This window comes from Mycobacterium sp. TH-M103, from assembly GCF_057473785.1.
Map to the genome: position 1 here is coordinate 1 of NZ_JBYCLG010000024.1, position 21209 is coordinate 21209.

Consider the following 21209-nt stretch of genomic DNA (forward strand, 5'->3'; position numbering starts at 1 on the left):
GGCCGAGTTCGGCGACCGGCTGCCGGTGATCCTGCTCGACGGCCGCGAGCACAGCTACTGGGAGATCGACGAGCCCCGGCTGCGCGCCGATCTCGCGCGCTGAGGACGCCCCGAAGCCGGAGGTCGCCGGGCATTTATTTGGTAGGCCACCTCGGAACCGACTACCGTGGATGTCAACTTCAGTAGCTGACCGAGCAAGGGAGCTGGCCAGGTGATGCTGCCGTGAGCATCCTGCTTTTCGGGGTTTCGCACCGCAGTGCGCCGGTCTCCGTCCTGGAACAACTCAGCATCGACGAATCCGATCAGGTCAAGATCGTCGATCGGATGCTGCAGTCCCCGCTGGTGACCGAGGCGATGGTGCTCTCGACCTGCAACCGGGTCGAGGTGTACGCGGTGGTCGACGCCTTCCACGGCGGGTTGGCGGTCATCGGGCAGGTGCTGTCGGACCACTCCGGCATGTCGATGGCCGACCTGACCAAGTTCGCCTACGTCCGCTACAGCGAGGCCGCCGTCGAGCACCTCTTCGCGGTGACCAGCGGGCTGGACTCGGCGGTCGTCGGCGAGCAACAGGTGCTCGGTCAGGTGCGCCGCGCGTATGCCGGCGCCGAAGCCAACCGCACCGTGGGCCGGGTCCTGCACGAGCTGGCCCAGCGGGCGTTGTCGGTGGGCAAGCGGGTGCACTCCGAGACCGGCATCGACGCCGCCGGCGCCTCGGTCGTCTCGGTCGCCCTGGACCTGGCCGAACGCCGGCTGGGCGGACTGGCCGGCAAGACCGCCGTGGTGATCGGCGCCGGGGCGATGGGTGCGTTGTCGTCGGCGCATCTGACCCGGGCCGGCATCGGCCGCGTCCACGTGCTCAACCGGTCGCTGTCGCGGGCGCAACGGCTGGCCCGCAAGATCCGGGAAACCGGCGCCCACGCCGACGCGCTGCCGCTGGAACGCCTGCCCGAGGCGCTGGCGCAGGCCGACGTCGTCGTCAGCTGCACGGGGGCCGTCAGCCCGGTCGTGTCGCTGGCCGACGTGCATCACGCGCTTGCCGCGGCGCAGCGGGACGAGGCCGCCGAGCCGCTGGTGATCTGCGACCTGGGTATGCCCCGCGACGTCGACCCCGCGGTGGCCGGGCTGCCCGGAGTCTGGGTCGTCGACGTCGCCCGCATCCAGCACGAGCCCTCGGCCCACGCCGCGACCACCGACGTCGACGCCGCCCGCCACATCGTCGCGGCCGAGGTCGCCGCCTACCTGGCGGGGCAGCGGATGGCCGAGGTCACCCCCACGGTGACGGCGTTGCGCCAGCGGGCCGCCGATGTCGTGGAGGCCGAACTGCTGCGCCTGAACAACCGGCTGCCCGGCCTGGAGAGCGCCCAGCGCGAGGAGGTGGCGCGCACCGTGCGGCGGGTGGTGGACAAGCTGTTGCACGCGCCCACCGTCCGGATCAAGCAGCTGGCCAGCGCACCCGGCGGCGACAGCTACGCCGAGGCCCTGCGCGAGCTCTTCGAACTCGACCCGACCGCCGTGGACTCCGTGGCCGCCGTTGCTGCGGGTGAATTGACTTTCATATCAAGCGGATTCGACGCGGATATGCCGCCACAGTCCGGCGAGTAGCCGATTGGCGAACGTGATCCGGATAGGCACCCGGGGCAGTCTGTTGGCCACCACCCAGGCCGCGACCGTCAGGGACGCGCTGATCGCCAATGGCCATCCCGCGGAACTGGTGACCATCAGCACGGTTGGCGACCGCTCGTCGGCGCCGATCGAGACCCTCGGGGTGGGCGTGTTCACCACCGCGTTGCGCGAAGCCATCGACGACGGCCGCGTGGATGCCGCGGTGCACTCGCACAAGGATTTGCCGACCGCCGACGACCCGCGGTTCACGATCGCGGCGATCCCGCCGCGCAACGACCCCCGCGACGCGGTGGTGGCCCGTGACGGACTGGTCCTCGGGGAGTTGCCGGCGGGGTCGCTGGTGGGCACGTCGTCGCCGCGGCGGGCCGCGCAGCTTAGAGCATTGGGTCTCGGTTTGGAAATTCGCCCCCTACGAGGCAACCTAGATACCAGGTTGAACAGGGTAAGAAGTGGTGATCTTGACGCCGTCGTGGTGGCGCGGGCCGGCCTGGCCCGGCTGGGCCGCCTCGACGATGTCACCGAGACGTTGGAGCCGGTACAGATGTTGCCCGCACCGGCGCAGGGCGCGCTCGCCGTGGAGTGCCGCGCCGGTGACAGCCGGTTGGTGGCAGTGCTGGCCGAGCTGGACGACGCCGACACCCGCGCCGCGGTCACCGCGGAGCGGGCCCTGCTGGCCGAACTGGAGGCCGGTTGCTCCGCACCGGTGGGTGCGATCGCCGAGGTGGTCGAGTCCATCGATGAGGACGGCCGCGTCTTCGAAGAGCTGTCGCTGCGCGGTTGCGTGGCGGCGCTGGACGGATCCGACGTGATCCGTGCGTCCGGCATCGGCACACCCGGTCGGGCACGGGAGCTGGGGCTCTCGGTCGCGGGGGAGCTGTTCGAACTGGGCGCCCGGGAGCTGATGCGCGGAGTGCGGCCGGATCCGGCGCAAGAAGATTGAGTCGAACGACGTGGGAGCGACAATGACGACGCGAGGGCGTAAGCCGAGGCCGGGCCGCATCACTTTCGTGGGTTCCGGCCCGGGCGACCCCGGGCTACTGACCACGCGGGCCGCCGCGGTGCTGGCCAACGCGGCGGTGGTGTTCACCGATCCCGATGTGCCCGATGCGGTGCTGGCGTTGATCGGCAGGGACCTGCCGCCCGTGTCCGGTCCGGCGCCGGCCGATCCGGTGCCGGCGGACGCCGACGGTGGTCACGACCGGGCCACGCCCGCGGTGGTTCCCGGCGGCCCCGACATCCGCCCGGCCCTGGGGGAGCCGGCCGAGGTCGCCAAGACGCTGACCGCCGAGGCCCGCTCCGGCACCGACGTGGTGCGGCTGGTCGCCGGTGATCCGCTGACACTCGACGCGGTCATCACCGAGGTGAACGCGGTCGCGCGCACCCACCTGCACATCGAGATCGTTCCCGGCCTGTCGCCGGCCAGCGCGGTCCCGACGTATGCGGGGCTTCCGCTGGGTTCGGCGCACACCGTCGCCGACGTGCGCGACCCGCACGTCGACTGGGACGCGCTGGCCGCGGCCCCGGGGCCGCTGATCCTGCAGGCCACCGCCTCGCACCTGCCCGAGGCGGCCCGCACGCTGATCGAGCACGAACTGGCCGAAACCACCCCGTGCGTGGTGACCGCACACGGCACCACCTGCCAGCAGCGTTCGGTGGAGACCACGCTGCAGGGGCTGAGCGATCCGGGTGTCCTGGCGGGCATCGACGCCGCGGGCCCGCCCGGCGGGAATGGCAGGGAACCCCAGACCGGCCCGCTGGTGGTCACCATCGGCAAGACGGTGAGCAACCGGGCGAAGCTGAACTGGTGGGAGAGCCGCGCGCTCTATGGCTGGACGGTGCTGGTGCCCCGCACCAAGGACCAGGCCGGCGAGATGAGTGAGCGGTTGACGTCCTACGGCGCGCTGCCGATCGAGGTGCCCACCATCGCCGTGGAGCCGCCGCGCAGCCCCGCGCAGATGGAGCGTGCCGTCAAGGGCCTGGTCGACGGCCGCTTCCAGTGGGTGGTGTTCACCTCGACCAACGCGGTGCGCGCGGTGTGGGAGAAGTTCGGCGAATTCGGCCTGGACGCCCGGGCGTTCTCCGGGGTGAAGATCGCCTGCGTCGGCGAGTCGACGGCCGACCGGGTGCGTGCGTTCGGGATCAGCCCCGAGCTGGTGCCGGCCGGGGAGCAGTCCTCGCTCGGCCTGCTGGACGAATTCCCGCCCTACGACAGCATTTTCGACCCGGTGAACCGGGTCCTGCTGCCGCGCGCCGATATCGCCACCGAGACGCTCGCCGAGGGGCTGCGCGACCGCGGCTGGGAGATCGAGGACGTCACCGCCTACCGCACCGTGCGGGCCGCGCCGCCGCCGGCGGCCACCCGCGAGATGATCAAGACGGGCGGCTTCGACGCGGTGTGCTTCACCTCCAGCTCCACGGTGCGCAACCTGGTCGGCATCGCCGGCAAGCCGCACGCGCGGACCATCATCGCCTGCATCGGACCCAAGACGGCCGAGACGGCCGCGGAGTTCGGTCTGCGGGTCGACGTCCAGCCCGAGATCGCCGCGGTGGGCCCGCTGGTGGACGCCCTGGCCGAACACGCCGCGCGCCTGCGCGCCGAGGGCGCGCTGCCGCCGCCGCGCAAGAAGAGCCGCAGGCGTTAGTGGCGGCGAGCGCCCCCGTCGCGAGCGTGCGTGTCTGTGCGCCGACACGCCGTCGGGACCGGCATTCTGCGCACGCTCGCGGCCGACACGCGTCATGAGCCCCTACCCGCGGCAGCGTCCGCGCCGGCTCCGCTCCACCCCGGCGCTGCGTCGCCTGGTGGCGCAAACATCGCTGGAGCCAAGGCATCTGGTGTTGCCAATGTTCGTCGCCGACGGGATCGACGAACCGCGGCCGATCCCGTCGATGCCGGACGTGTTGCAGCACACCCGGGATTCGCTGCGCAGCGCCGCCGCCGCCGCGGTCGCCGCCGGGGTGGGCGGGCTGATGCTGTTCGGGGTGCCGCGCGAGCAGGACAAGGACCCGGCCGGGTCGGCCGGCACCGACCCTGACGGTGTTCTCAACGTGGCCCTGGGCGATCTGGCCAAGGATCTCGGCGACGAAACCGTGTTGATGGCCGACACCTGCCTCGACGAGTTCACCGACCACGGGCACTGCGGCGTGGTCGACGGCCGGGGCCGGGTCGACAACGACGCCACCGTCGCCCGCTACGTCGAACTGGCTGTGGCGCAGGCGGAGTCGGGGGCGCACGTGGTGTCGCCGAGCGGGATGATGGACGGCCAGGTGGCGGCGATCCGCGACGGCCTGGACGCCGCGGGCCACACCGACGTGGCGATCCTGGCGTATGCCGCGAAGTTCGCCTCGGCCTTCTACGGCCCGTTCCGGGAAGCGGTGTGCTCGAGCCTGTCCGGGGACCGCCGCACCTACCAGCAGGAGCCGGGCAACGCGCGGGAGGCGCTGCGCGAGATCGAACTGGACCTGGACGAGGGCGCCGACATCGTGATGGTCAAGCCCGCGCTGGGGTACCTGGACGTGGTCGCCGCGGCGGCCGGCGTCTCGCCGGTGCCGGTGGCCGCCTACCAGGTGTCGGGGGAGTACGCGATGATCTGCGCCGCCGCGGCGAACGACTGGATCGACGGTCGGGCCGCGGCGCTGGAGTCGTTGACCAGCATCCGGCGCGCCGGAGCCGATATCGTGCTCACCTACTGGGCCGCCGCAGCGGCGGGCTGGCTTTCGTGAGACGGGACGTGCTGTGACATCGAAGACATCGGCGAGGGGCACCAGGGAGAAGCCGTTGTTCTACGAGCCCGGCGCCAGGTGGTACTGGGTGCTGGCCGGGCCGTTCGCGGCGGTGTCGATGATCCTGATCGAGGAGTGGAGCGGGGCCGGGGTGCAGCTGCTGACCCCGGTCATCTTCCTGGTGATGGTGTCGGCGTTCGTGGCGTTGCAGGTGAAGGCGGCGCGGATCCACGTCTCGGTGGAGCTCACCGAGGACACGCTGCGTCAGGGCACCGAGACCCTGCTGGTGCGCGAGATCCTCAAGGTGTACCCGGAGCCGGAGAACCACGAGAAGTCGGGCAAGGAGCTGGCCAAGTGGCAGTCGGCGCGGGCGCTCGGCGAACTGGTCGGCGTCCCGCGTGGCCGGATCGGCATCGGGCTCAAGCTCACCGGGGGCCGCACGGCGCAGGCGTGGGCGCGGCGCCACCGGCAGTTGCGGGAGGCGCTGACGCCGCTGGTCCAGGAGCGGGTGCAACCGCCCGAGGCCACCACCGCCGACCGCGACGACGACGGCGCCGGGGCGCAGCGGTGAGTGCACGGCGCCGGGCGCCCTATCGTGCCCTGATCGAGCTCGGCCTGGCCTGTGTGGCGCTGGTGGGCGCCGGGCTGAGCTGGCCGCACGCGAGCCATATGCAACGTGTCGCCCCGATCGCGGACGGCCAGCCCTTCACCACATCGCTGGTGTACAACCCGCAGCTGCTGTTGCTGACCCTGGTTTTGGCGACAGCCGGGGGGGTGCTGATGGTCGCCGGGACGTCCCGGGCGCTGCGGGCGCGCCGCGACGGCTGACGGGCGAAAATGCTACGCGGTCTTGCGCACCAGCGGCAGCATCAGTTGACGGCGGCTGGCGATGCCGTCGGCAAGGTCGTGCAGCGCCTGGCGCACCGAGTCGGCGACCGGGAACCGCGCCCGCGAACCGTCGTCTCCGAGCGCGTCGGTTACCGCGGTGCTGGCGACCAGCACCCACTCCAGCCCGGCGGCACGGCACTGCTCGTCGAGCGTGAAGAGCAGCGAGACCACGGGCGCGGCAAAGGCGTGCACCTCGCTCATGTCGAGCACCACAGGACTCTCGCCGAGGACGAAGCGCCGCAGGTGTTCGCCGATGCCCTCGGCATTGCCGGCGTCGACCTCCCCGCGGATGGTGACCACCGTCGCCAGATGACGGCAGTGGGCCCGCAGCTGCGCGCCGCCGTAGACGAAGGTGCTGTTCCCCTGTCGAGTCCTGATGTCTGCGATCGTCATGATCTCCTCGTTCTCCGTGCTCCACACGAAATCTCTGGAGGCCGAGTCGACGCCGACCAAGCCTGGTAGTAGTACGGTTACCCCCCAAATTAAGGAGACCGACAACCCCGTCTAACTCTTCACTAAGAAGAGGATTCCGGGCCCCAGAAAAGGGCCGAAAACGGCGGTGCGGGGCCGTTTCGGTCGCCGGCAAACCGCCACGGGACGCCCCGGCCGGGCTGACCGGGGCCGCACCGGCGGTCCTCACCCCGCCCCGGCGTGCTCGCTGTTAGGCTGCCAGGGCTGTCGGTTGCCGGGTCAGGGGGCTTGGAGAAAGCATGCGCGCGCCGCAGCGGCGCGCGGAGGAGTTGGGCAATCGGCCGGCAACGGCACAGTCCAACGGAAAGAGCAGCGTGCGCACCGGAGCGATCAAGGGCGAGATCAAGGCTCTCACCGGACTCCGCATCGTCGCCGCGGTGTGGGTGGTGTTGTTCCACTTCCGGCCGATGCTGGCCGACGCCTCCCCCGACTTCGTGGACTCGCTGGCGCCCGTGCTCAACTGCGGCGCGCAGGGCGTCGACCTGTTCTTCATGCTCAGCGGGTTCGTCCTGGCGTGGAACTACCTCGACCGCATGGGGCGGACGTGGTCGACGCGCGCCACCGCGCACTTTTTGTGGCTGCGGCTGGCCAGGGTGTGGCCGGTGTATCTGGTCACGTTGCACCTGGCCGCGCTGTGGGTGATCTTCACCCTGCACGTCGGCCGGGTGCCCTCACCCGACGTCGCCGACTTCACCGCGATCAGCTACATACGGCAGGTGTTGCTGGTGCAGTTGTGGTTTCAGCCGTTCTTCGACGGGTCGAGCTGGGACGGGCCGGCCTGGTCGATCAGCGCCGAATGGCTGGCCTACGTGTTGTTCGGGGCGCTCGTCCTGGTGGTCTTCCGGATGACGCACGCCACGCGGGCGCGCAGCCTGGCGGTGCTGGCCTGCGCGGCGACGCTGCCGCCGGTGGTGCTGCTGCTGGTCAGCGGCCACTTCTACACCCCGTGGAGCTGGCTGCCGCGGATCGTCACGCAGTTCACCGCGGGCGCGCTGGCCTGCGCCGCCGTGCGCAGGCTGCGGCTGACCGATCGCACCCGGCGCGCCGCGGGGTACGTCTCGCTGGCACTGCTGGCCGCCATGGTGGGTGTCCTCTACTGGTTGCACGCGCACCCGATATCCGGAGTCGTGGAGAACGACAGCGGCGGGGTGGTCGACGTGCTGTTCGTCCCGCTGGTGATGACGCTGGCGATCGGCGTGGGCAGCCTGCCGAGGCTGCTGTCGGCCCGGGTGTTGGTTTACGGCGGGCAGATCTCGTTCTGCCTCTACATGGTCCACGAGCTGGTGCACACGGCATGGACCTGGGCCGTGATCCAGTTCAACCTCACCCCGTGGGAGCAGGACGATCCGTGGAGGTGGAACGTCCTCGGCCTGCTCGCGATCGCCCTGGCTTTCTCGGCCCTGATGTATCACTTCGTCGAAGAACCCGCCCGGCGCTGGATGCGCAGCATGGTCGGCGGCAAGCCCGCGCAGGCGCCGACCCGTCCCGGCGAACCGGCGAGCCCCCGAGTCCACCAGATCGATCGTGCCCGGGAGGCGATTTCGGCCCGGGCGGTGTGACCGGCCCGCAGGACACGCGGGACGTCGCCCGCGAGTTCCGTCCCGGTTTCTTCGTACGATTCCGTAGGTAGCACGTGCGGCGCCGTTCACAGGGGAGGTGGCAGTGGGTCGTCGGGCCACGATCGTCGCCGGCCTCGCGTGTGTGCTCGTGGTCTTTGGGCAGCTGGCGCGGCCGGCGGGGGCACGGGCCTTCGACACCGTGGACACCCGGGTCTACCGCATCGCGGTCGTCGGCGACTCGTACACCACCGGCACCGACGAGGGCGGCCTGGGCCCGTATTCCTGGACCGCGCGGGTGTGGCGCACGCTGGCCGGCGAGGGCGTGCGCATCGCGCCCGACGTGTCGGCCGAGGGCAGGGCCGGCTACGTCGTGCTCGGCGACCACGGCAGCATCTTCGAGGATCTGACCGCGCGCGCGGTCCAGCCCGACGACGCGCTGGTGGTGTTCTTCGGCTCCCGCAACGACCAGGGTGCCGATCTGGGGATGCTGGCCGGAAAGTCGCACGACACCTTCGATCTGGCGCGGCACCTGGCGCCGACGGCGCGGCTTCTGGTGATCGGGCCGCCGTGGACGAGCGCCGACGTGCCCAAGGCCATCCTGGCGATCCGCGACGTGCTCAACGCCGAGGCCCGGGCCGCCGGGGCGGCTTTCGTCGACCCGATCGGCGACCGCTGGTTCTTCGACCGGCCCGACCTGATCGGCGCGGACGGCGTGCACCCCACCGACGCGGGCCACCAGTACCTGGCGGACAAGATCGCGCCGTTGATCCGCATGCAGCTGCCCCGGTGAGCGGGCGGGTCAGTCCTCCGCGTGCCGTTCGTAGTCCCACTGCTCGAGGCGTTCCTGCAGCCGGACCAGGCCGGCCCCCACGACGGGGGTGGCGGCCGCGATGCATACCAGCAGCAACGGAGTCATCCGTGAAACCTCCAAAACCCTTTCACTGCTGAGACGTTGACTCGTCGGTTGAAGTTCATTCCTGCGGTGTCTCGGCTAGGCCGCCAGCCAGGCCAGCTCGCCGGGCAGCTGCCCGCGCCAATAGAACATGTCGTGGCCGCCCAGCGAGAAGCTGCCCGACGGCGGGGCGGTGAGCTGGCCGACGAACTGGCGGGTGGCCAAGGCGAAGCGGTCGAAGGTGCCGCAGTCGACCCGCAGCGGGATCTGCGACAGCGCCGGCACGCCCAGCACACTGTTCTGCACCCAGTCGTCGTAGCTGTCGAACGCACCGGGATCGCTGGTCGCGAACGAGGTGAACAGCGCCGGGCTGATCGCGCAGATCCCGGCGGTGCGGGCCGGTCCCAGCTTGGCGCCCAGGTGCAGCGCGCCGTAGCCGCCCATCGACCATCCCATGAAAGCCACCCGGGAGGTGTCCATGCCCATCGAGGTGAGCATGGGCAGCAGCTCGTTGAGCACCATGGCGCCGGAGTCCACGCCCGACGCCCGCCGGTGCCAGTAGGTGTTGCCGCCGTCCACGCCCACCACCGCGAACGGCGGGCGGCCCGCCCTGACCAGTTGGGCGAGCCCGTTCTCGACGCCGACGTCGAGCATCTGGTTGGCGTCGCCGTCCACTCCGTGCAGCGCGATCACCGGACGCAGCGGTGCGCTCTGGCCCGGCGGGAGGGCGATGACCCAGTTGGTCCTGATGCCGCCGCGGGCGGCGGAGACGAACGAGCCGGTCAGCCGGGTCGGCAGGGTCGTTCCCGCGGTCGAGGGCTCGAACGGTGCCGGTGCCTGCGGCTGCGGCGCCGCCCGCGGCTCCAGCGGGTCCAGCAGCGCGCTCAGCGCCCACACACCGGCGGCGGCCGCGCCGGCACCGGCGCCGATGCGCAACAGCGCACGGCGATTCACGTCAGCCACGCGCGTCATGCTGCCGCGCCGACCGATCTGAACCCCGCCGGGCACGCCGCGTGACCGGTTTCGTGATGAACCGGTCACGAAAGGGTGACATTCGGTGCCGCGGGCGGTTCGCGACGTCGCGGGTTGGGGTCGGTCGTACTCTGGCGCGGGGCGGTACGGCGTTGCGGCGCGCTCGTCGTCGTCGCGTCCTGCGCCCGTCATCCCGCGCCGCGACCGCCACGCCCATCCACCACCTGGTGATGCTGTTCCAGGAGAACGTGGCGTTCGACCGCTATTTCGGGACCTACGCCCACGCGGCCAACGTCGACGGGCAGCCCTTCACGGCCGCGGTGGGCACCCCGGCGGTCGACGGTCTCACCCCGGAGTTGTTGTCGCACAACCCCAACGCGGCACAGCCGAGGCGCCTGGGCGGACCCGGTCAGCAGGTGACCTGCGACCAGGACCACGCCTACCGGGCCGAACAACTGGCCTTTGACGGCGGTGTCATGGACCGCTTCGTCGAGAACACCGAGAGCGGGCTGTGCCCCCCGCCGGCGTTCGGTGCGCCCGGTCTGGTGATGGGCTACTACGACGGCAACACGTTGACTGCGCTGTGGAACTACGCCCAGCACTACTCGTTGAGCGACAACTTCTACGGCACCACCTTCGGACCCTCGACGCCCGGACACCTCAACCTGATCTCGGGCCAGACCCACGGCGTCACAACGAGGTTCATACCGCACGGCCGATCGTTCCCGCCGCACACGGTCATCGGTGACGCCGGCGGCGGCCAGGGGACCGACCAGGCGTCGATCCTGCGGTTCGTCGAGGACAACTGGGACACCGGCCGCGTCGGCGACCACTCGTTCGACGAACGCGCCGGTTCGCTGGCCGCGATGTTCGACTTCAGCGGACCGGCGCAGCCGGCGCTGCGGCTCGACCCGCACACCGGCAACCCGCGGTAGCGAGGGGCGGCCCCGGCAACCGGTCCCGCCCGCAATGTTCGCCGTTTCGTAATTGTGACCGTGGTTCACAGTTGCACACGGCTACCGCTACACTCAGGGGCCGGTGTGAGAGTGACGGGTCGTGCGGACAGTTTCGCGTGTGAAATGGCACGAATGGGACTCAACCCGGACCACGTCGTTTTCGCTCGACGGAATGCACCGGCACTGAGTTCGCTCACGGCTCGGGGGCGGGCGGCGGCGCATTCCGTGACTGTAGGCGCACCGAACGCGCCACCGAGTTGCAGATTGTGTCGGGCGACTGGAAAGAAAGGTTAGATGACTAGTATATCCGCCCCGCGGGAGAACGTAGAACTCGAGTTACACGACCAAGTTTACGGTGATGATCCGTTGTCCAACCGTGAGACCGGGTTATATCGTGCCGAATATGTGATGAGCTTCGTCGAAAAATGGGATCAATTGATCGACTGGGATGCTCGCGCCGAATCCGAGGGCCGGTTTTTTGTCGATGTCCTGCGCGCACGGGGCAAGCACCACGTCCTCGACGTCGCCACCGGCACCGGCTTCCACTCGGTCCGCCTGACCCAGGCGGGTTTCGACGTGACCAGTGCCGACGGTTCGGCGGCGATGCTGGCCAAGGCCTTTGAGAACGGCAGGAAGCGCGGTCTGATCATCAGGACCGTCCAGGCCGACTGGCGGGAGCTGAACCGGGGCATCCAGGGCAAATACGACGCCATCATCTGCCTCGGCAACTCTTTCACCCACCTGCACGAGGAGCACGATCGCCGCCGGGCGCTGGCCGAATTCTATGCCGCATTGCGCCACGACGGAATTCTGATCCTCGACCAGCGCAATTACGACGAAATCCTGGACCACGGTTTCAAGTCGAAGCACAAATACTACTATTGCGGCGATCGGGTCTCCGCGGAACCGGAGTACGTCGACGACGGTCTGGCGCGTTTCAAATACACGTTCCCGGACGGTGCCGAATACACATTGAACATGTTTCCGCTGCGAAAGTCTTACGTTCGCCGCCTGATGTTCGAAGCGGGATTCACCACCGTGCGCACGTACGGCGACTTTCAGGAAACATACGAGGACACCGAGCCCGATTTCTTCGTCCACATTGCGGAGAAATCGATCCACGGCGACGGGGGGGAAGGACCAGAGAGCGAAAGAGGCCTGACCGACAGCAACGCCGAGCCGGAGGCCTACTACGACAGCGCCGACGCCGACGCGTTCTACTCGATGGTCTGGGGCGGCGAGGATATCCACGTCGGCTGCTACGAGAACACCCGCGACATCGGGACGGCCGGCGTCGAGACCGCCAACCGCATGATCGGCCGGCTGTCGAAGGTCGATGCCGACACCAGCGTGCTGGACCTGGGGTCCGGCTACGGCGGGTCCGCGCGGCACATCGCCAGGGAGCACGGCTGTTCGGTCACCTGCCTCAACCTCTCGGAGGTGCAGAACGAGACCAACCGGGACAAGAACCGTCACGCCGGCCTGGAAGACAAGGTCCGGGTGCTGCACGGCAGCTTCGATGACGTCCCCGCACCGGGCGGCAGCTACGACGTCGTGTGGTCCCAGGACGCGATCCTGCACGCCGCCGACCGCCGCAAGGTGCTCGAGGAGGCGTTCCGGGTGCTCAAGCCCGGCGGCGAGCTGATCTTCACCGACCCGATGCAGGCCGACGACGTCCCCGACGGGGTGCTGCAACCCGTCTACGACCGGCTGAACCTGTCGGACCTGGGATCGATGCGCTTCTACCGCGAGGCGGCGCACGCGGTGGGCTTCGAGGTGGTCGACCAGATCGACCTGGTCGGCAACCTGCGCACCCACTATCAGCGCGTGCTCGAGGAGCTCGAGGCCCGGCGCGGCGAACTCGAGGAGAAGGCGTCGGCGGAGTACCTCGACAACATGCAGGTGGGGTTGAAGAACTGGGTGAGCGCGGCCGACGACGGTCACCTGGCCTGGGGCGTCCAACACTTCCGTAAGCCCAGCTGAGTCCGCCGCGCCGGCCGGTATCGTGAATTGCTCAGCTTGCGGAAGGGCGCGGAAGGGCGCGGAAGGGTGACGTAATCGACACCGAGCCAGCACTGCACCGGGGGCTGTCGCAGCGGCAGCTCAACATGATCGCCATCGGCGGTGTGATCGGCGCCGGACTGTTCGTGGGATCCAGCGTGGCCATCCGCGCCACCGGCCCCGCCGTGTTCGTCACCTACGCGCTCTGCGGCGCGCTGATCGTGCTGGTGATGCGCATGCTCGGCGAGATGGCCGCCGCGAACCCTGTGACCGGTTCGTTCGCCGACTACGCGGCGCAGGCCCTCGGCGGCTGGGCCGGGTTCTCCGTCGGCTGGCTGTACTGGTACTTCTGGGTGATCGTCGTGGGGTTCGAGGCGGTGGCCGGCGGCAAGGTCGTCAACTACTGGTTCCACGCGCCGCTGTGGCTGACGTCGCTGTGCCTGATGACGTTGATGACCGCGACGAACCTGTTCTCGGTGTCGTCCTTCGGCGAGTTCGAATTCTGGTTCGCCGGAATCAAAGTGGCGACCATCGTGGCGTTCCTGCTGCTCGGCGCGGCGTTCGCCTTCGGGCTCGTGCCCGGCCACCCGATGGACTTCTCCAACCTCACCGCCCACGGCGGGTTCTTCCCCAGGGGTGTGGGTGCGGTGTTCACCGCGATCGTGGTGGTGGTCTTCTCGATGACCGGCACCGAGGTGGTCACCATCGCCGCGGCCGAAAGTCGTGACCCCGAACGCGCGGTGCAGCGGGCGATGAACTCCGTGCTGGCGCGGATCGGGGTCTTCTTCGTCGGCTCGGTGTTCGTGATCGTGGTGGTGTTGCCGTGGAACGCCGTGCAGCCCGGCAGTTCCCCCTATGTGGCGGCGTTGCGGCACATGGGGATTCCCGGCGCCGACCAGTTCATGAACGCGGTGGTGCTCACCGCGGTGCTGTCGTGCCTGAACTCGGGCCTGTACAGCTCGTCGCGCATGCTATTCACCCTGGCCACCCGCGGCGAGGCGCCGGCCCGCCTGGTCAAGATCAGCGCGCGCGGGGTTCCCGCGCTGGCCATCCTGGGTTCCTCGGGGGTGGGGTTCGGTTGCGTCGTCATGGCGTGGGTCGCGCCCGACACGGTGTTCATCTTCCTGGTGAATTCCTCGGGCACCATCGTCCTGTTCGTCTACGTGCTGATCGCGGTGTCCCAGATCGTGCTGCGCCGCCGGACGCCGCCCGAGCGGCTGCCGGTGAGGATGTGGTTGTACCCGGTGCTGTCGCTGCTGACGGTGGCCGGACTCGTCGCGGTGCTGGCGCGCATGGCGTTCGATCCGGCGGCGCGCAGCCAGTTCTGGCTCGGCCTGCTGTCCTGGGCCGTCGTGATCGCGCTGTACGTTCTCGCCCGGTGGCGGCGCGGCCGGCGCGACCCGCAGACCGCGGCGCCGGCCGCCCCGGCGCACGTCCCCGCCGGGCGGCGCCCGAAACCGTTGGGCGACTGTGCGAACTAGGCGCAGTGGGCCGCGGGATCATCCGGTCGCGCAGGATGCCGCTCTGGGCGAAGCGGCCGATCGAGTCGAAGGCCACGCCCGTCACGGGCCTTCCGCCGCGGACGACGTCGCTGCGCAGCGCGACGAGCGAGACGGCGTGGTGCGAGAAGTCGACGACGGCGTTGGCGGGTGCGCTGTGCAGCGTTACCCGGCGCTCGAGGATCGCGGTGATCCGCATCGCGCGTTCTCAGGGGGTCCGAGTCAGCAGCACTGCCTGCTCGAACGGCAGTCTCCGGAAAATCGGCTGCCACCGGGGAACGACGTGCTCCGCCGCCTCGGCCTTCGGCACCACGCGCGGGTCGATCACACCAAAAGCCTTACCGTAGCGGCGCATCCGCCCGCCTCCCGCGGCGGTGAGGTTCTTGAGCCAGTCGCGGTCGGGGCCGTAGGTCAACAGGATGGCCACGCCGGGCTTGCCGTCGATCTCGGCGCTGAAGACGGTGACAGGCGTGCGGTACGGCTTGCCCGAGCGCCGGCCGGTGTGCTCGACGATGGCGAACGTGGGAGCCCAGCCGGCCCACATCCGCTGCACGGGGTTGGTGACACGTCGGTTGAAGCGAGCGAGCCCTTGCGGAAGTTGCATACCGACATCCAACTCGCCGGCGGCGGCCGACATCAACAGCTGTCGCGCGCATCCACGGGCAAAGGGGGGCTAATGCTCGCGGGCATGGCCGACTCGCCGGGTGACAAGGCCGCACAGCGCGCCGCGGAACTGTCGCGCCGGGAACGGGACCTTGCCGCCCACCGGCCCGTCACCGAGGAGGACGTCAAGCGCGCCGCGCACGCCCACGAGCGCGCCGCCGAGGCCCACGAGCTGGCGGTCGAGGAGGGCCTGGGCGACGTCGCCGCCCACCGGCTGGCGGCCGAAGGGGAACGCGAGGCCGCGCGCCGCGACCTGACGACGGCCCAGGAGGCCGATCGCCAATACCCCGATTGACCTGCGCAGGTCGCCAGCGGCGAGTGCGGGCGGGCATGATGTAGCCGGTCTGCTACACCCTGTAGTGGACCGGGTCAAGACGGCTGGGACACTGGTGGCCATGGGTAGTTCGGAGCAGACGACGACGTCGACCGCGGTTTCCGCGCGTCTGTTCGCGGATGCCTGCGCCGTCATCCCTGGCGGGGTGAACTCCCCGGTCCGCGCCTTCGCCGCCGTCGGCGGCACCCCGCGGTTCATCACCGAGGCGAGCGGCTGCCGGCTCACCGACGCCGACGGCAACCGCTACGTCGACCTGGTCTGCTCCTGGGGGCCGATGATCCTCGGCCACGCCCACCCCGCGGTCGTCGACGCCGTCGCCACCGCCGCCGCTTCCGGCCTGTCGTTCGGCGCGCCCACGCCGGCCGAGAGCGAGCTGGCCGCCGAGATCATCGGGCGGGTGTCGGCCGTCGAGCGGATCCGGTTGGTGAACTCCGGCACCGAGGCCACGATGAGCGCGGTGCGGCTGGCCCGCGGGTTCACCGGCCGGGCCAAGCTCGTCAAATTCTCCGGCTGCTACCACGGCCACGCTGACGCGTTGCTGGCCGACGCCGGCTCCGGGGTGGCGACGCTGGGCCTGCCGTCCTCGCCCGGGGTCACCGGGGCGGCCGCGGCCGACACTATCGTGTTGCCCTACAACGACATCGAGGCCGTCCGGCAGACGTTCGCCCGGTTCGGCGAAGAGATCGCGGCGGTGATCACCGAGGCCAGCCCGGGCAACATGGGCGTCGTGCCGCCGGCGCCCGGCTACAACGCGGCGCTGCGCGCGATCACCGCCGAGCACGGGGCGCTGCTGATCTCCGACGAGGTGATGACGGGGTTCCGGGTCAGCCGAAGTGGTTGGTACGGAATCGATCCCGTCGCCGCCGACCTGTTCACGTTCGGCAAGGTGATGAGCGGCGGGCTGCCCGCCGCGGCGTTCGGCGGCCGGGCGGAGGTGATGGAACGGCTGGCGCCGCTGGGGCCGGTGTACCAGGCCGGGACGTTGTCGGGGAACCCGGTCGCGATGGCCGCCGGTCTGGCCACGCTGCGGGCCGCCGACGACGCGGTCTACGCCGCGCTGGACGCCAACGCCGACCGCCTGACCGCGCTGCTCTCCGAGGCGTTGACTGAAGCCGGTGTGCCGCATCAGATTCCCCGCGCCGGCAACATGTTCAGCGTCTTCTTCACCGACGCGCCGGTGACCGACTTCGCCGCCGCGCGCGCCAGCGAGACCTGGCGCTTCCCCGCCTTCTTCCACGCCCTGCTCGACGCGGGCGTCTACCCGCCGTGCAGCGCGTTCGAGGCGTGGTTCGTCTCGGCCGCGCTGGACGAGGGCGCCTTCGACCGGATCGCGGCGGCGCTTCCGGGTGCCGCCCGCGCGGCCGCCGCGCAGGACGGACCCCATGGCTGAGAAAACCCGGGTGCATGTGATCCGCCACGGCGAGGTGCACAATCCCAGCGGGATCCTCTACGGCCGGCTGCCCGGATTCCGCCTGTCGGAGCGGGGGAGGGCGCAGGCGGACGCGGTCGCCGACGCGCTGGCCGGTCGCGACATCGCGGCGGTGATCGCCTCCCCGCTGCAGCGGGCGCAGGAAACCGCCGCCCCCATCGCCGCCAGGCACGACCTGCCCGTGGACACCGATCCCGACCTCATCGAGTCGGCCAACTTCTTCGAGGGCCGCCGCGTGAGCCCGGGCGATGGCGCCTGGCGCGACCCGCGGTTCTGGTGGCGGCTGCGCGACCCGTTCACCCCGTCGTGGGGCGAGCCGTACGCCGAGATCGCTGCGCGGATGAGCAGCGCGGTGGACAAGGCGCGCGCCCGCGGCGCCGGCCAGGAGGTGGTGTGCGTGAGCCATCAGCTGCCGGTGTGGACGCTGCGGCTGCACGTCACCGGCAGGCGGCTCTGGCACGACCCGCGGCGGCGGGAATGCGGGCTCGCCTCGGTCACCACGCTCGTCTACGACGGCGACCGGCTGGTCGACGTCGAGTACTCCGAGCCGGCGGCGCCGTGATCGTGCGCCGGCGACGATGCAGAGCAAAGCGATGAGGAGGAGTGGCGCCTTGGTCGTGCGAGGGCTGGCGATGGTCGCGATGATGCTGGCGGGCCTGCTCGCCGGCTGCACCGGTCGCGACGCGGTGGCCCAGGGCGGCACCTTCGAGTTCGTCTCGCCCGGCGGCAAGACCGACATCTACTACGACCCGCCGTCCAGCCGCGGCCGCCCGGGCCCGCTGTCCGGGCCGGACCTAGCCGACCCGGCGCGCATGCTGTCGCTGAACGACTTCGCCGGCCGCGTCGTCGTCGTCAACGTGTGGGGACAGTGGTGCGGTCCGTGCCGGGCCGAGATCGGCCAGCTGCAGCGGGTCTACGACGCCACCCGCGACGCGGGGGTGTCCTTCCTGGGCATCGACGTCCGCGACAACAGCCGCCAGGCCGCGCTGGACTTCGTCGACGACCGGCACGTGACCTACCCGTCGATCTACGACCCGGCGATGCGCACGCTCATCGCGTTCGGCGGCAAGTACCCCACCACCGTCATCCCGTCCACCCTGGTGCTGGACCGCCGGCACCGCGTCGCGGCGGTGTTCCTGCGGGAGCTGCTCGCCCAGGACCTGCAGCCCGTCGTGGAGCGGGTGGCCCACGAGTCCCCGGCCGGCCAGGCCGCGCCGCGATGAGCGGCTTCGCCCACCTCGCCGCCGCCGGCCCGCTGGTGGTGGCCCTCGGCGTGTGCCTGCTCGCCGGGCTGGTGTCGTTCGCCTCACCGTGCGTGGTGCCGCTGGTGCCGGGTTACCTGTCGTATCTGGCGGCCGTGGTCGGGGTGGACGAGCAGCCGCCGCCGGGCGCCACCGAGGCCCCGCCGGGCGCCCGGTGGCGGGTCGCGGGGTCGGCGGCGTTGTTCGTCGCCGGGTTCACGACGGTGTTCGTGCTGGGCACCGTCGCCGTGCTCGGCATGACGACCACGCTGATCACCAACCAGCTGCTGCTGCAGCGGGCGGGCGGCGTGCTGACCATCGTGATGGGGTTGGTGTTCGTCGGCCTGATCCCGGCGCTGCAGCGCCAGGCGCGGTTCAGCCCGCGGCGGTTCACCACCGTCGCCGGCGCGCCGCTGCTCGGCGCGGTGTTCGCGCTGGGCTGGACGCCGTGCCTGGGTCCGACGCTGACCGGGGTGATCACGCTGGCCTCGGCCACCCAGGGCGCCGACGTCGCCCGCGGGATCGTGCTGGTCATCGCCTACTGCCTGGGGCTGGGGATCCCGTTCGTGGCGCTGGCGTTCGGCTCGGCGGGGGCGGTGGCGGGCCTGGGCTGGCTGCGGCGGCACACCCGGGCCATCCAGATGTTCGGCGGCGCGCTGCTGATCGCGGTCGGCGCGCTGCTGGTCACCGGGGCGTGGAACGACTTCGTGTCGTGGCTGCGCGACGCGTTCGTCTCCGACGTGAGGCTGCCGATTTGAGCGCCGTACTCGCCTGGGCGCGCAACACCTGGCGCGCGTTGACCTCGATGGGCACCGCGCTGGTGCTGCTGTTCCTGCTCGCGCTCGGCGCGATACCCGGGGCCCTGCTGCCCCAGCGCAGCCTCAACGCCGGCAAGGTCGACGACTACATCAAGTCGCACCCGGTGATCGGCCCGTGGCTGGACCGGCTGCAGGCCTTCGACGTGTTCTCCAGCTTCTGGTTCACCGCCGTGTACGTGCTGCTGTTCGTCTCCCTGGTGGGCTGTCTCACCCCGCGGATGATCGAGCACGCCCGCAGCCTGCGAGCCACGCCGGTGGCCGCGCCGCGCAACCTGGCCCGGCTGCCCAAGCACGCCGTCACCCGCGTCGGGGCCGGCATCGGCGACCTCAACGCACTGGCCAACACGATCGAGGGCCGGCTGCGGGGCTGGCGCACGGCGATCCGGCACGAAGGCGGCACCCCGGGCACCGTCGAGATCTCCGCGGAGAAGGGCTACCTGCGCGAATTCGGCAACCTGGTGTTCCACTTCTCGCTGCTGGGCCTGCTGGTCGCGGTGGCCGTCGGCAAGCTGTTCGGCTACGAGGGCAACGTGATCGTCATCGCCGACGGCGGACCTGGCTTCTGCTCGGCCTCCCCGGCCGCGTTCGACTCGTTCCGCGCCGGCAACACCGTCGACGGCACGTCGCTGCACCCCATCTGCATCCGGGTGGACGACTTCGCGGCCCACTACCTGCCGTCGGGGCAGGCCACCTCCTACGCCGCCGACATCGACTACCAGGCGGGCGGAGACCTGAGCGCCGACGCGTGGCACCCGTACCGGCTGGAGGTCAACCATCCGCTGCGCGTCGGCGGCGACCGCGTCTACCTGCAGGGCCACGGGTACGCGCCCACCTTCACCGTGATATTCCCGGGCGGGCAGACCCGCACGTCGACCGTGCAATGGCGGCCCGACAACCCGCGCACCCTGTTGTCGTCGGGCGTGGTGCGCATCGACCCGCCCGCCGGCAGCTACCCCGACGCGACGGAACGCCGCCAGCACGAGATCGCTATCCAGGGCCTGCTCGCGCCGACCGAGCAGCTCGATGGCACCCTTTTGTCGTCGCGGTTCCCGGCTCTGAACGCCCCGGCGGTGGCCATCGACGTCTACCGCGGCGACACCGGCCTGGACAGCGGGCGGCCCCAGTCGCTGTTCACGCTGGACCCGCGGCTACTGCAACAGCACCGGCTGACCCGGGAGAAGCGGGTCAACCTGCGCCCCGGCCAGGAGGTCCGGATCGAGGCGGGCCCGGCGGCGGGCACCGTCGTGCGGTTCGACGGCGCGGTGCCGTTCGTCAACCTGCAGGTGTCCCACGATCCCGGCCAGGCCTGGGTGCTGGTGTTCGCCATCACGATGATGGCGGGGCTGGTCGTGTCGTTGCTGGTGCGACGCCGCCGGGTCTGGGTGCGTCTGAGCCCCGCCGGCGAAACCGACCCCGGTACGGTGAACGTCGAACTGGGTGGTCTGGCACGCACCGACAACTCCGGATGGGGCGACGAGTTCGAGCGGCTGAGCGAGCGGTTGCTCGCCGGACTGGACGCGGCCCCCGAGGCCGCCAAGAGGAGTCTTCAGGTGGACGTCACATGAACACCCTGCACGTCAACATCACGCTGGCACGGTACTCGGACTGGGCATTCACCTCGGCCGTAGTGGCCCTGGTGGTGGCGTTGCTGCTGCTCGCCGTCGAGCTGGCCTACGCGGGCGGGCGGCGCGTGGACCGCCGCGAGCGGGTGCTCGCCGGTGCCGTCGGCGTCGACAGCGCCGTTCCCGGCATCGTGGACGACGTCCCCCGGCGGCCGTTCGACGAACGCACCGGGCGGGCCGGGCTGGCCGTGGTCTACCTCGGCATCGGGCTTCTGGTGGCGTGCGTCGTGCTGCGCGGTCTGGCCACCCTGCGCCCGCCGTGGGGCAACATGTACGAGTTCATCAACCTGACCTGCCTGTGCGGCCTGCTCGCCGGCGCCGTCGTGCTGCGCCGCCCGCAGTACCGCCCGCTGTGGGTCTTCCTGCTGGTGCCGATCCTGATCCTGCTGACGGTTTCGGGCCGCTGGCTCTACACCAACGCGGCCCCGGTGATGCCCGCGCTGCAGTCCTACTGGCTGCCCATCCACGTGTCGGTGGTCAGCCTCGGGTCGGGGGTGTTCATGGTCGCCGGCATCGCCAGC

At 70.7% G+C, this 21209-nt stretch carries 20 protein-coding genes and 3 pseudogenes; 19 read left to right on the forward strand and 4 right to left on the reverse strand.

The window, feature by feature from the left end; translation table 11 throughout:
• From AC2VOR_RS01005 to AC2VOR_RS01035, 7 genes and pseudogenes are all read left to right on the forward strand, one after another.
• A pseudogene (locus AC2VOR_RS01005) lies at positions 1-103 on the forward strand (glutaredoxin family protein); the annotation flags it as partial.
• A gap of 119 nt (positions 104-222) precedes the next feature.
• A complete protein-coding gene (locus AC2VOR_RS01010; RefSeq protein ID WP_369740805.1) occupies positions 223-1602 on the forward strand; it encodes a glutamyl-tRNA reductase in 1380 nt (459 codons plus the stop codon).
• Positions 1603-1615: 13 nt separating this feature from the next.
• Positions 1616-2563, forward strand: coding sequence for a hydroxymethylbilane synthase (gene hemC, locus AC2VOR_RS01015; RefSeq protein ID WP_369741772.1), 948 nt, complete (start codon positions 1616-1618; stop codon positions 2561-2563).
• Between the two features lie 22 nt (positions 2564-2585).
• Positions 2586-4265: a bifunctional uroporphyrinogen-III C-methyltransferase/uroporphyrinogen-III synthase gene (locus AC2VOR_RS01020; RefSeq protein ID WP_369740804.1), complete on the forward strand. Its 1680-nt coding sequence runs from the start codon at positions 2586-2588 to the stop codon at positions 4263-4265.
• A 94-nt stretch (positions 4266-4359) separates the two neighbouring features.
• Complete coding sequence (gene hemB / locus AC2VOR_RS01025; RefSeq protein ID WP_369740803.1) at positions 4360-5343, forward strand: porphobilinogen synthase; 984 nt, start codon at positions 4360-4362, stop codon at positions 5341-5343.
• Between the two features lie 55 nt (positions 5344-5398).
• Positions 5399-5914, forward strand: a complete 516-nt coding sequence (locus tag AC2VOR_RS01030) for a DUF3093 domain-containing protein (protein ID WP_369741771.1) — start codon at positions 5399-5401, stop codon at positions 5912-5914.
• Entirely contained in the window at positions 5911-6171 is a 261-nt protein-coding gene (locus tag AC2VOR_RS01035) for a hypothetical protein (protein ID WP_369740802.1), read from the forward strand. The genes AC2VOR_RS01030 and AC2VOR_RS01035 overlap by 4 nt, the downstream gene beginning before the upstream one ends.
• A gap of 12 nt (positions 6172-6183) precedes the next feature.
• Here AC2VOR_RS01035 and AC2VOR_RS01040 read toward each other — a convergent pair whose 3' ends face one another.
• On the reverse strand, positions 6184-6624 hold the full coding sequence (locus AC2VOR_RS01040) for an STAS domain-containing protein (RefSeq protein WP_369740801.1): 441 nt from the start codon (positions 6622-6624) through the stop codon (positions 6184-6186).
• A gap of 392 nt (positions 6625-7016) precedes the next feature.
• On the opposite strand from AC2VOR_RS01040, the gene AC2VOR_RS01045 reads away from it, so the two are divergent.
• On the forward strand, positions 7017-8261 hold the full coding sequence (locus AC2VOR_RS01045; protein WP_486963043.1) for an acyltransferase family protein: 1245 nt from the start codon (positions 7017-7019) through the stop codon (positions 8259-8261).
• A 103-nt stretch (positions 8262-8364) separates the two neighbouring features.
• Positions 8365-9051, forward strand: coding sequence for an Rv0518 family GDSL lipase (locus AC2VOR_RS01050; RefSeq protein WP_369740800.1), 687 nt, complete (start codon positions 8365-8367; stop codon positions 9049-9051).
• Positions 9052-9252: 201 nt separating this feature from the next.
• Here the strand turns inward: AC2VOR_RS01050 and AC2VOR_RS01055 are convergent, their stop codons facing one another.
• Complete coding sequence (locus AC2VOR_RS01055; protein ID WP_369740799.1) at positions 9253-10125, reverse strand: alpha/beta hydrolase; 873 nt, start codon at positions 10123-10125, stop codon at positions 9253-9255.
• Between the two features lie 152 nt (positions 10126-10277).
• Between AC2VOR_RS01055 and AC2VOR_RS01060 the strand changes: the two genes are divergently transcribed.
• From AC2VOR_RS01060 to AC2VOR_RS01070, 3 genes are all read left to right on the forward strand, one after another.
• Positions 10278-11060 (forward strand): alkaline phosphatase family protein, encoded by a 783-nt coding sequence (locus AC2VOR_RS01060; RefSeq protein ID WP_486963041.1) that lies wholly within the window; start codon positions 10278-10280, stop codon positions 11058-11060.
• Positions 11061-11375: 315 nt separating this feature from the next.
• Positions 11376-13064 carry a glycine/sarcosine N-methyltransferase gene (locus AC2VOR_RS01065; protein WP_486963042.1) on the forward strand — a complete coding sequence of 563 codons (1689 nt, stop codon included), beginning with the start codon at positions 11376-11378 and terminating at the stop codon, positions 13062-13064.
• Positions 13065-13189: 125 nt separating this feature from the next.
• Positions 13190-14563 (forward strand): amino acid permease, encoded by a 1374-nt coding sequence (locus tag AC2VOR_RS01070; protein ID WP_369740798.1) that lies wholly within the window; start codon positions 13190-13192, stop codon positions 14561-14563.
• 1 nt (position 14564) lies between these two features.
• Here the strand turns inward: AC2VOR_RS01070 and AC2VOR_RS01075 are convergent.
• Together AC2VOR_RS01075 and AC2VOR_RS01080 are read right to left on the reverse strand one after the other, a co-directional pair.
• A pseudogene (locus tag AC2VOR_RS01075) lies at positions 14565-14780 on the reverse strand (mandelate racemase); the annotation flags it as partial.
• Between the two features lie 9 nt (positions 14781-14789).
• On the reverse strand, positions 14790-15185 hold the full coding sequence (locus AC2VOR_RS01080; protein ID WP_486963044.1) for a nitroreductase family deazaflavin-dependent oxidoreductase: 396 nt from the start codon (positions 15183-15185) through the stop codon (positions 14790-14792).
• 84 nt (positions 15186-15269) lie between these two features.
• On the opposite strand from AC2VOR_RS01080, the gene AC2VOR_RS01085 reads away from it, so the two are divergent.
• From AC2VOR_RS01085 to AC2VOR_RS01115, 7 genes and pseudogenes are all read left to right on the forward strand, one after another.
• Positions 15270-15539: a hypothetical protein gene (locus AC2VOR_RS01085; protein WP_369740797.1), complete on the forward strand. Its 270-nt coding sequence runs from the start codon at positions 15270-15272 to the stop codon at positions 15537-15539.
• A 100-nt stretch (positions 15540-15639) separates the two neighbouring features.
• Positions 15640-16968, forward strand: a complete 1329-nt coding sequence (gene hemL / locus AC2VOR_RS01090) for a glutamate-1-semialdehyde 2,1-aminomutase (protein ID WP_369740796.1) — start codon at positions 15640-15642, stop codon at positions 16966-16968.
• On the forward strand, positions 16961-17569 hold the full coding sequence (locus AC2VOR_RS01095) for a histidine phosphatase family protein (RefSeq protein ID WP_369740795.1): 609 nt from the start codon (positions 16961-16963) through the stop codon (positions 17567-17569). The genes hemL and AC2VOR_RS01095 overlap by 8 nt, the downstream gene beginning before the upstream one ends.
• Positions 17570-17618: 49 nt before the next feature.
• The gene (locus AC2VOR_RS01100; RefSeq protein WP_369740794.1) at positions 17619-18230 is read left to right on the forward strand and encodes a TlpA disulfide reductase family protein; all 612 of its coding nucleotides are present in this window, start codon (positions 17619-17621) and stop codon (positions 18228-18230) included.
• Complete coding sequence (locus AC2VOR_RS01105; RefSeq protein WP_369740793.1) at positions 18227-19006, forward strand: cytochrome c biogenesis CcdA family protein; 780 nt, start codon at positions 18227-18229, stop codon at positions 19004-19006. Before AC2VOR_RS01100 ends, AC2VOR_RS01105 begins: the two co-directional genes overlap by 4 nt.
• Positions 19007-19053: 47 nt before the next feature.
• The gene (resB, locus tag AC2VOR_RS01110) at positions 19054-20631 is read left to right on the forward strand and encodes a cytochrome c biogenesis protein ResB (RefSeq protein WP_369741767.1); all 1578 of its coding nucleotides are present in this window, start codon (positions 19054-19056) and stop codon (positions 20629-20631) included.
• A pseudogene (locus tag AC2VOR_RS01115) lies at positions 20628-21209 on the forward strand (c-type cytochrome biogenesis protein CcsB); the annotation flags it as partial. The gene resB and the pseudogene AC2VOR_RS01115, both read left to right, overlap by 4 nt.

What these genes read in the sequence shown, in the direction of transcription:
- AC2VOR_RS01080 (WP_486963044.1), bottom strand. Translation starts at nt 15,185, where the DNA reads ATGCAACTTCCGCAAGGGCTCGCTCGCTTCAACCGACGTGTCACCAAC.
- AC2VOR_RS01040 (WP_369740801.1), bottom strand. Translation starts at nt 6,624, where the DNA reads ATGACGATCGCAGACATCAGGACTCGACAGGGGAACAGCACCTTCGTC.
- AC2VOR_RS01095 (WP_369740795.1), top strand. Translation starts at nt 16,961, where the DNA reads ATGGCTGAGAAAACCCGGGTGCATGTGATCCGCCACGGCGAGGTGCAC.
- AC2VOR_RS01085 (WP_369740797.1), top strand. Translation starts at nt 15,270, where the DNA reads ATGGCCGACTCGCCGGGTGACAAGGCCGCACAGCGCGCCGCGGAACTG.
- AC2VOR_RS01105 (WP_369740793.1), top strand. Translation starts at nt 18,227, where the DNA reads ATGAGCGGCTTCGCCCACCTCGCCGCCGCCGGCCCGCTGGTGGTGGCC.
- AC2VOR_RS01020 (WP_369740804.1), top strand. Translation starts at nt 2,586, where the DNA reads ATGACGACGCGAGGGCGTAAGCCGAGGCCGGGCCGCATCACTTTCGTG.
- hemL (WP_369740796.1), top strand. Translation starts at nt 15,640, where the DNA reads ATGGGTAGTTCGGAGCAGACGACGACGTCGACCGCGGTTTCCGCGCGT.
- AC2VOR_RS01070 (WP_369740798.1), top strand. Translation starts at nt 13,190, where the DNA reads ATGATCGCCATCGGCGGTGTGATCGGCGCCGGACTGTTCGTGGGATCC.
- resB (WP_369741767.1), top strand. Translation starts at nt 19,054, where the DNA reads ATGGGCACCGCGCTGGTGCTGCTGTTCCTGCTCGCGCTCGGCGCGATA.
- AC2VOR_RS01055 (WP_369740799.1), bottom strand. Translation starts at nt 10,125, where the DNA reads ATGACGCGCGTGGCTGACGTGAATCGCCGTGCGCTGTTGCGCATCGGC.
- hemB (WP_369740803.1), top strand. Translation starts at nt 4,360, where the DNA reads ATGAGCCCCTACCCGCGGCAGCGTCCGCGCCGGCTCCGCTCCACCCCG.
- AC2VOR_RS01065 (WP_486963042.1), top strand. Translation starts at nt 11,376, where the DNA reads ATGACTAGTATATCCGCCCCGCGGGAGAACGTAGAACTCGAGTTACAC.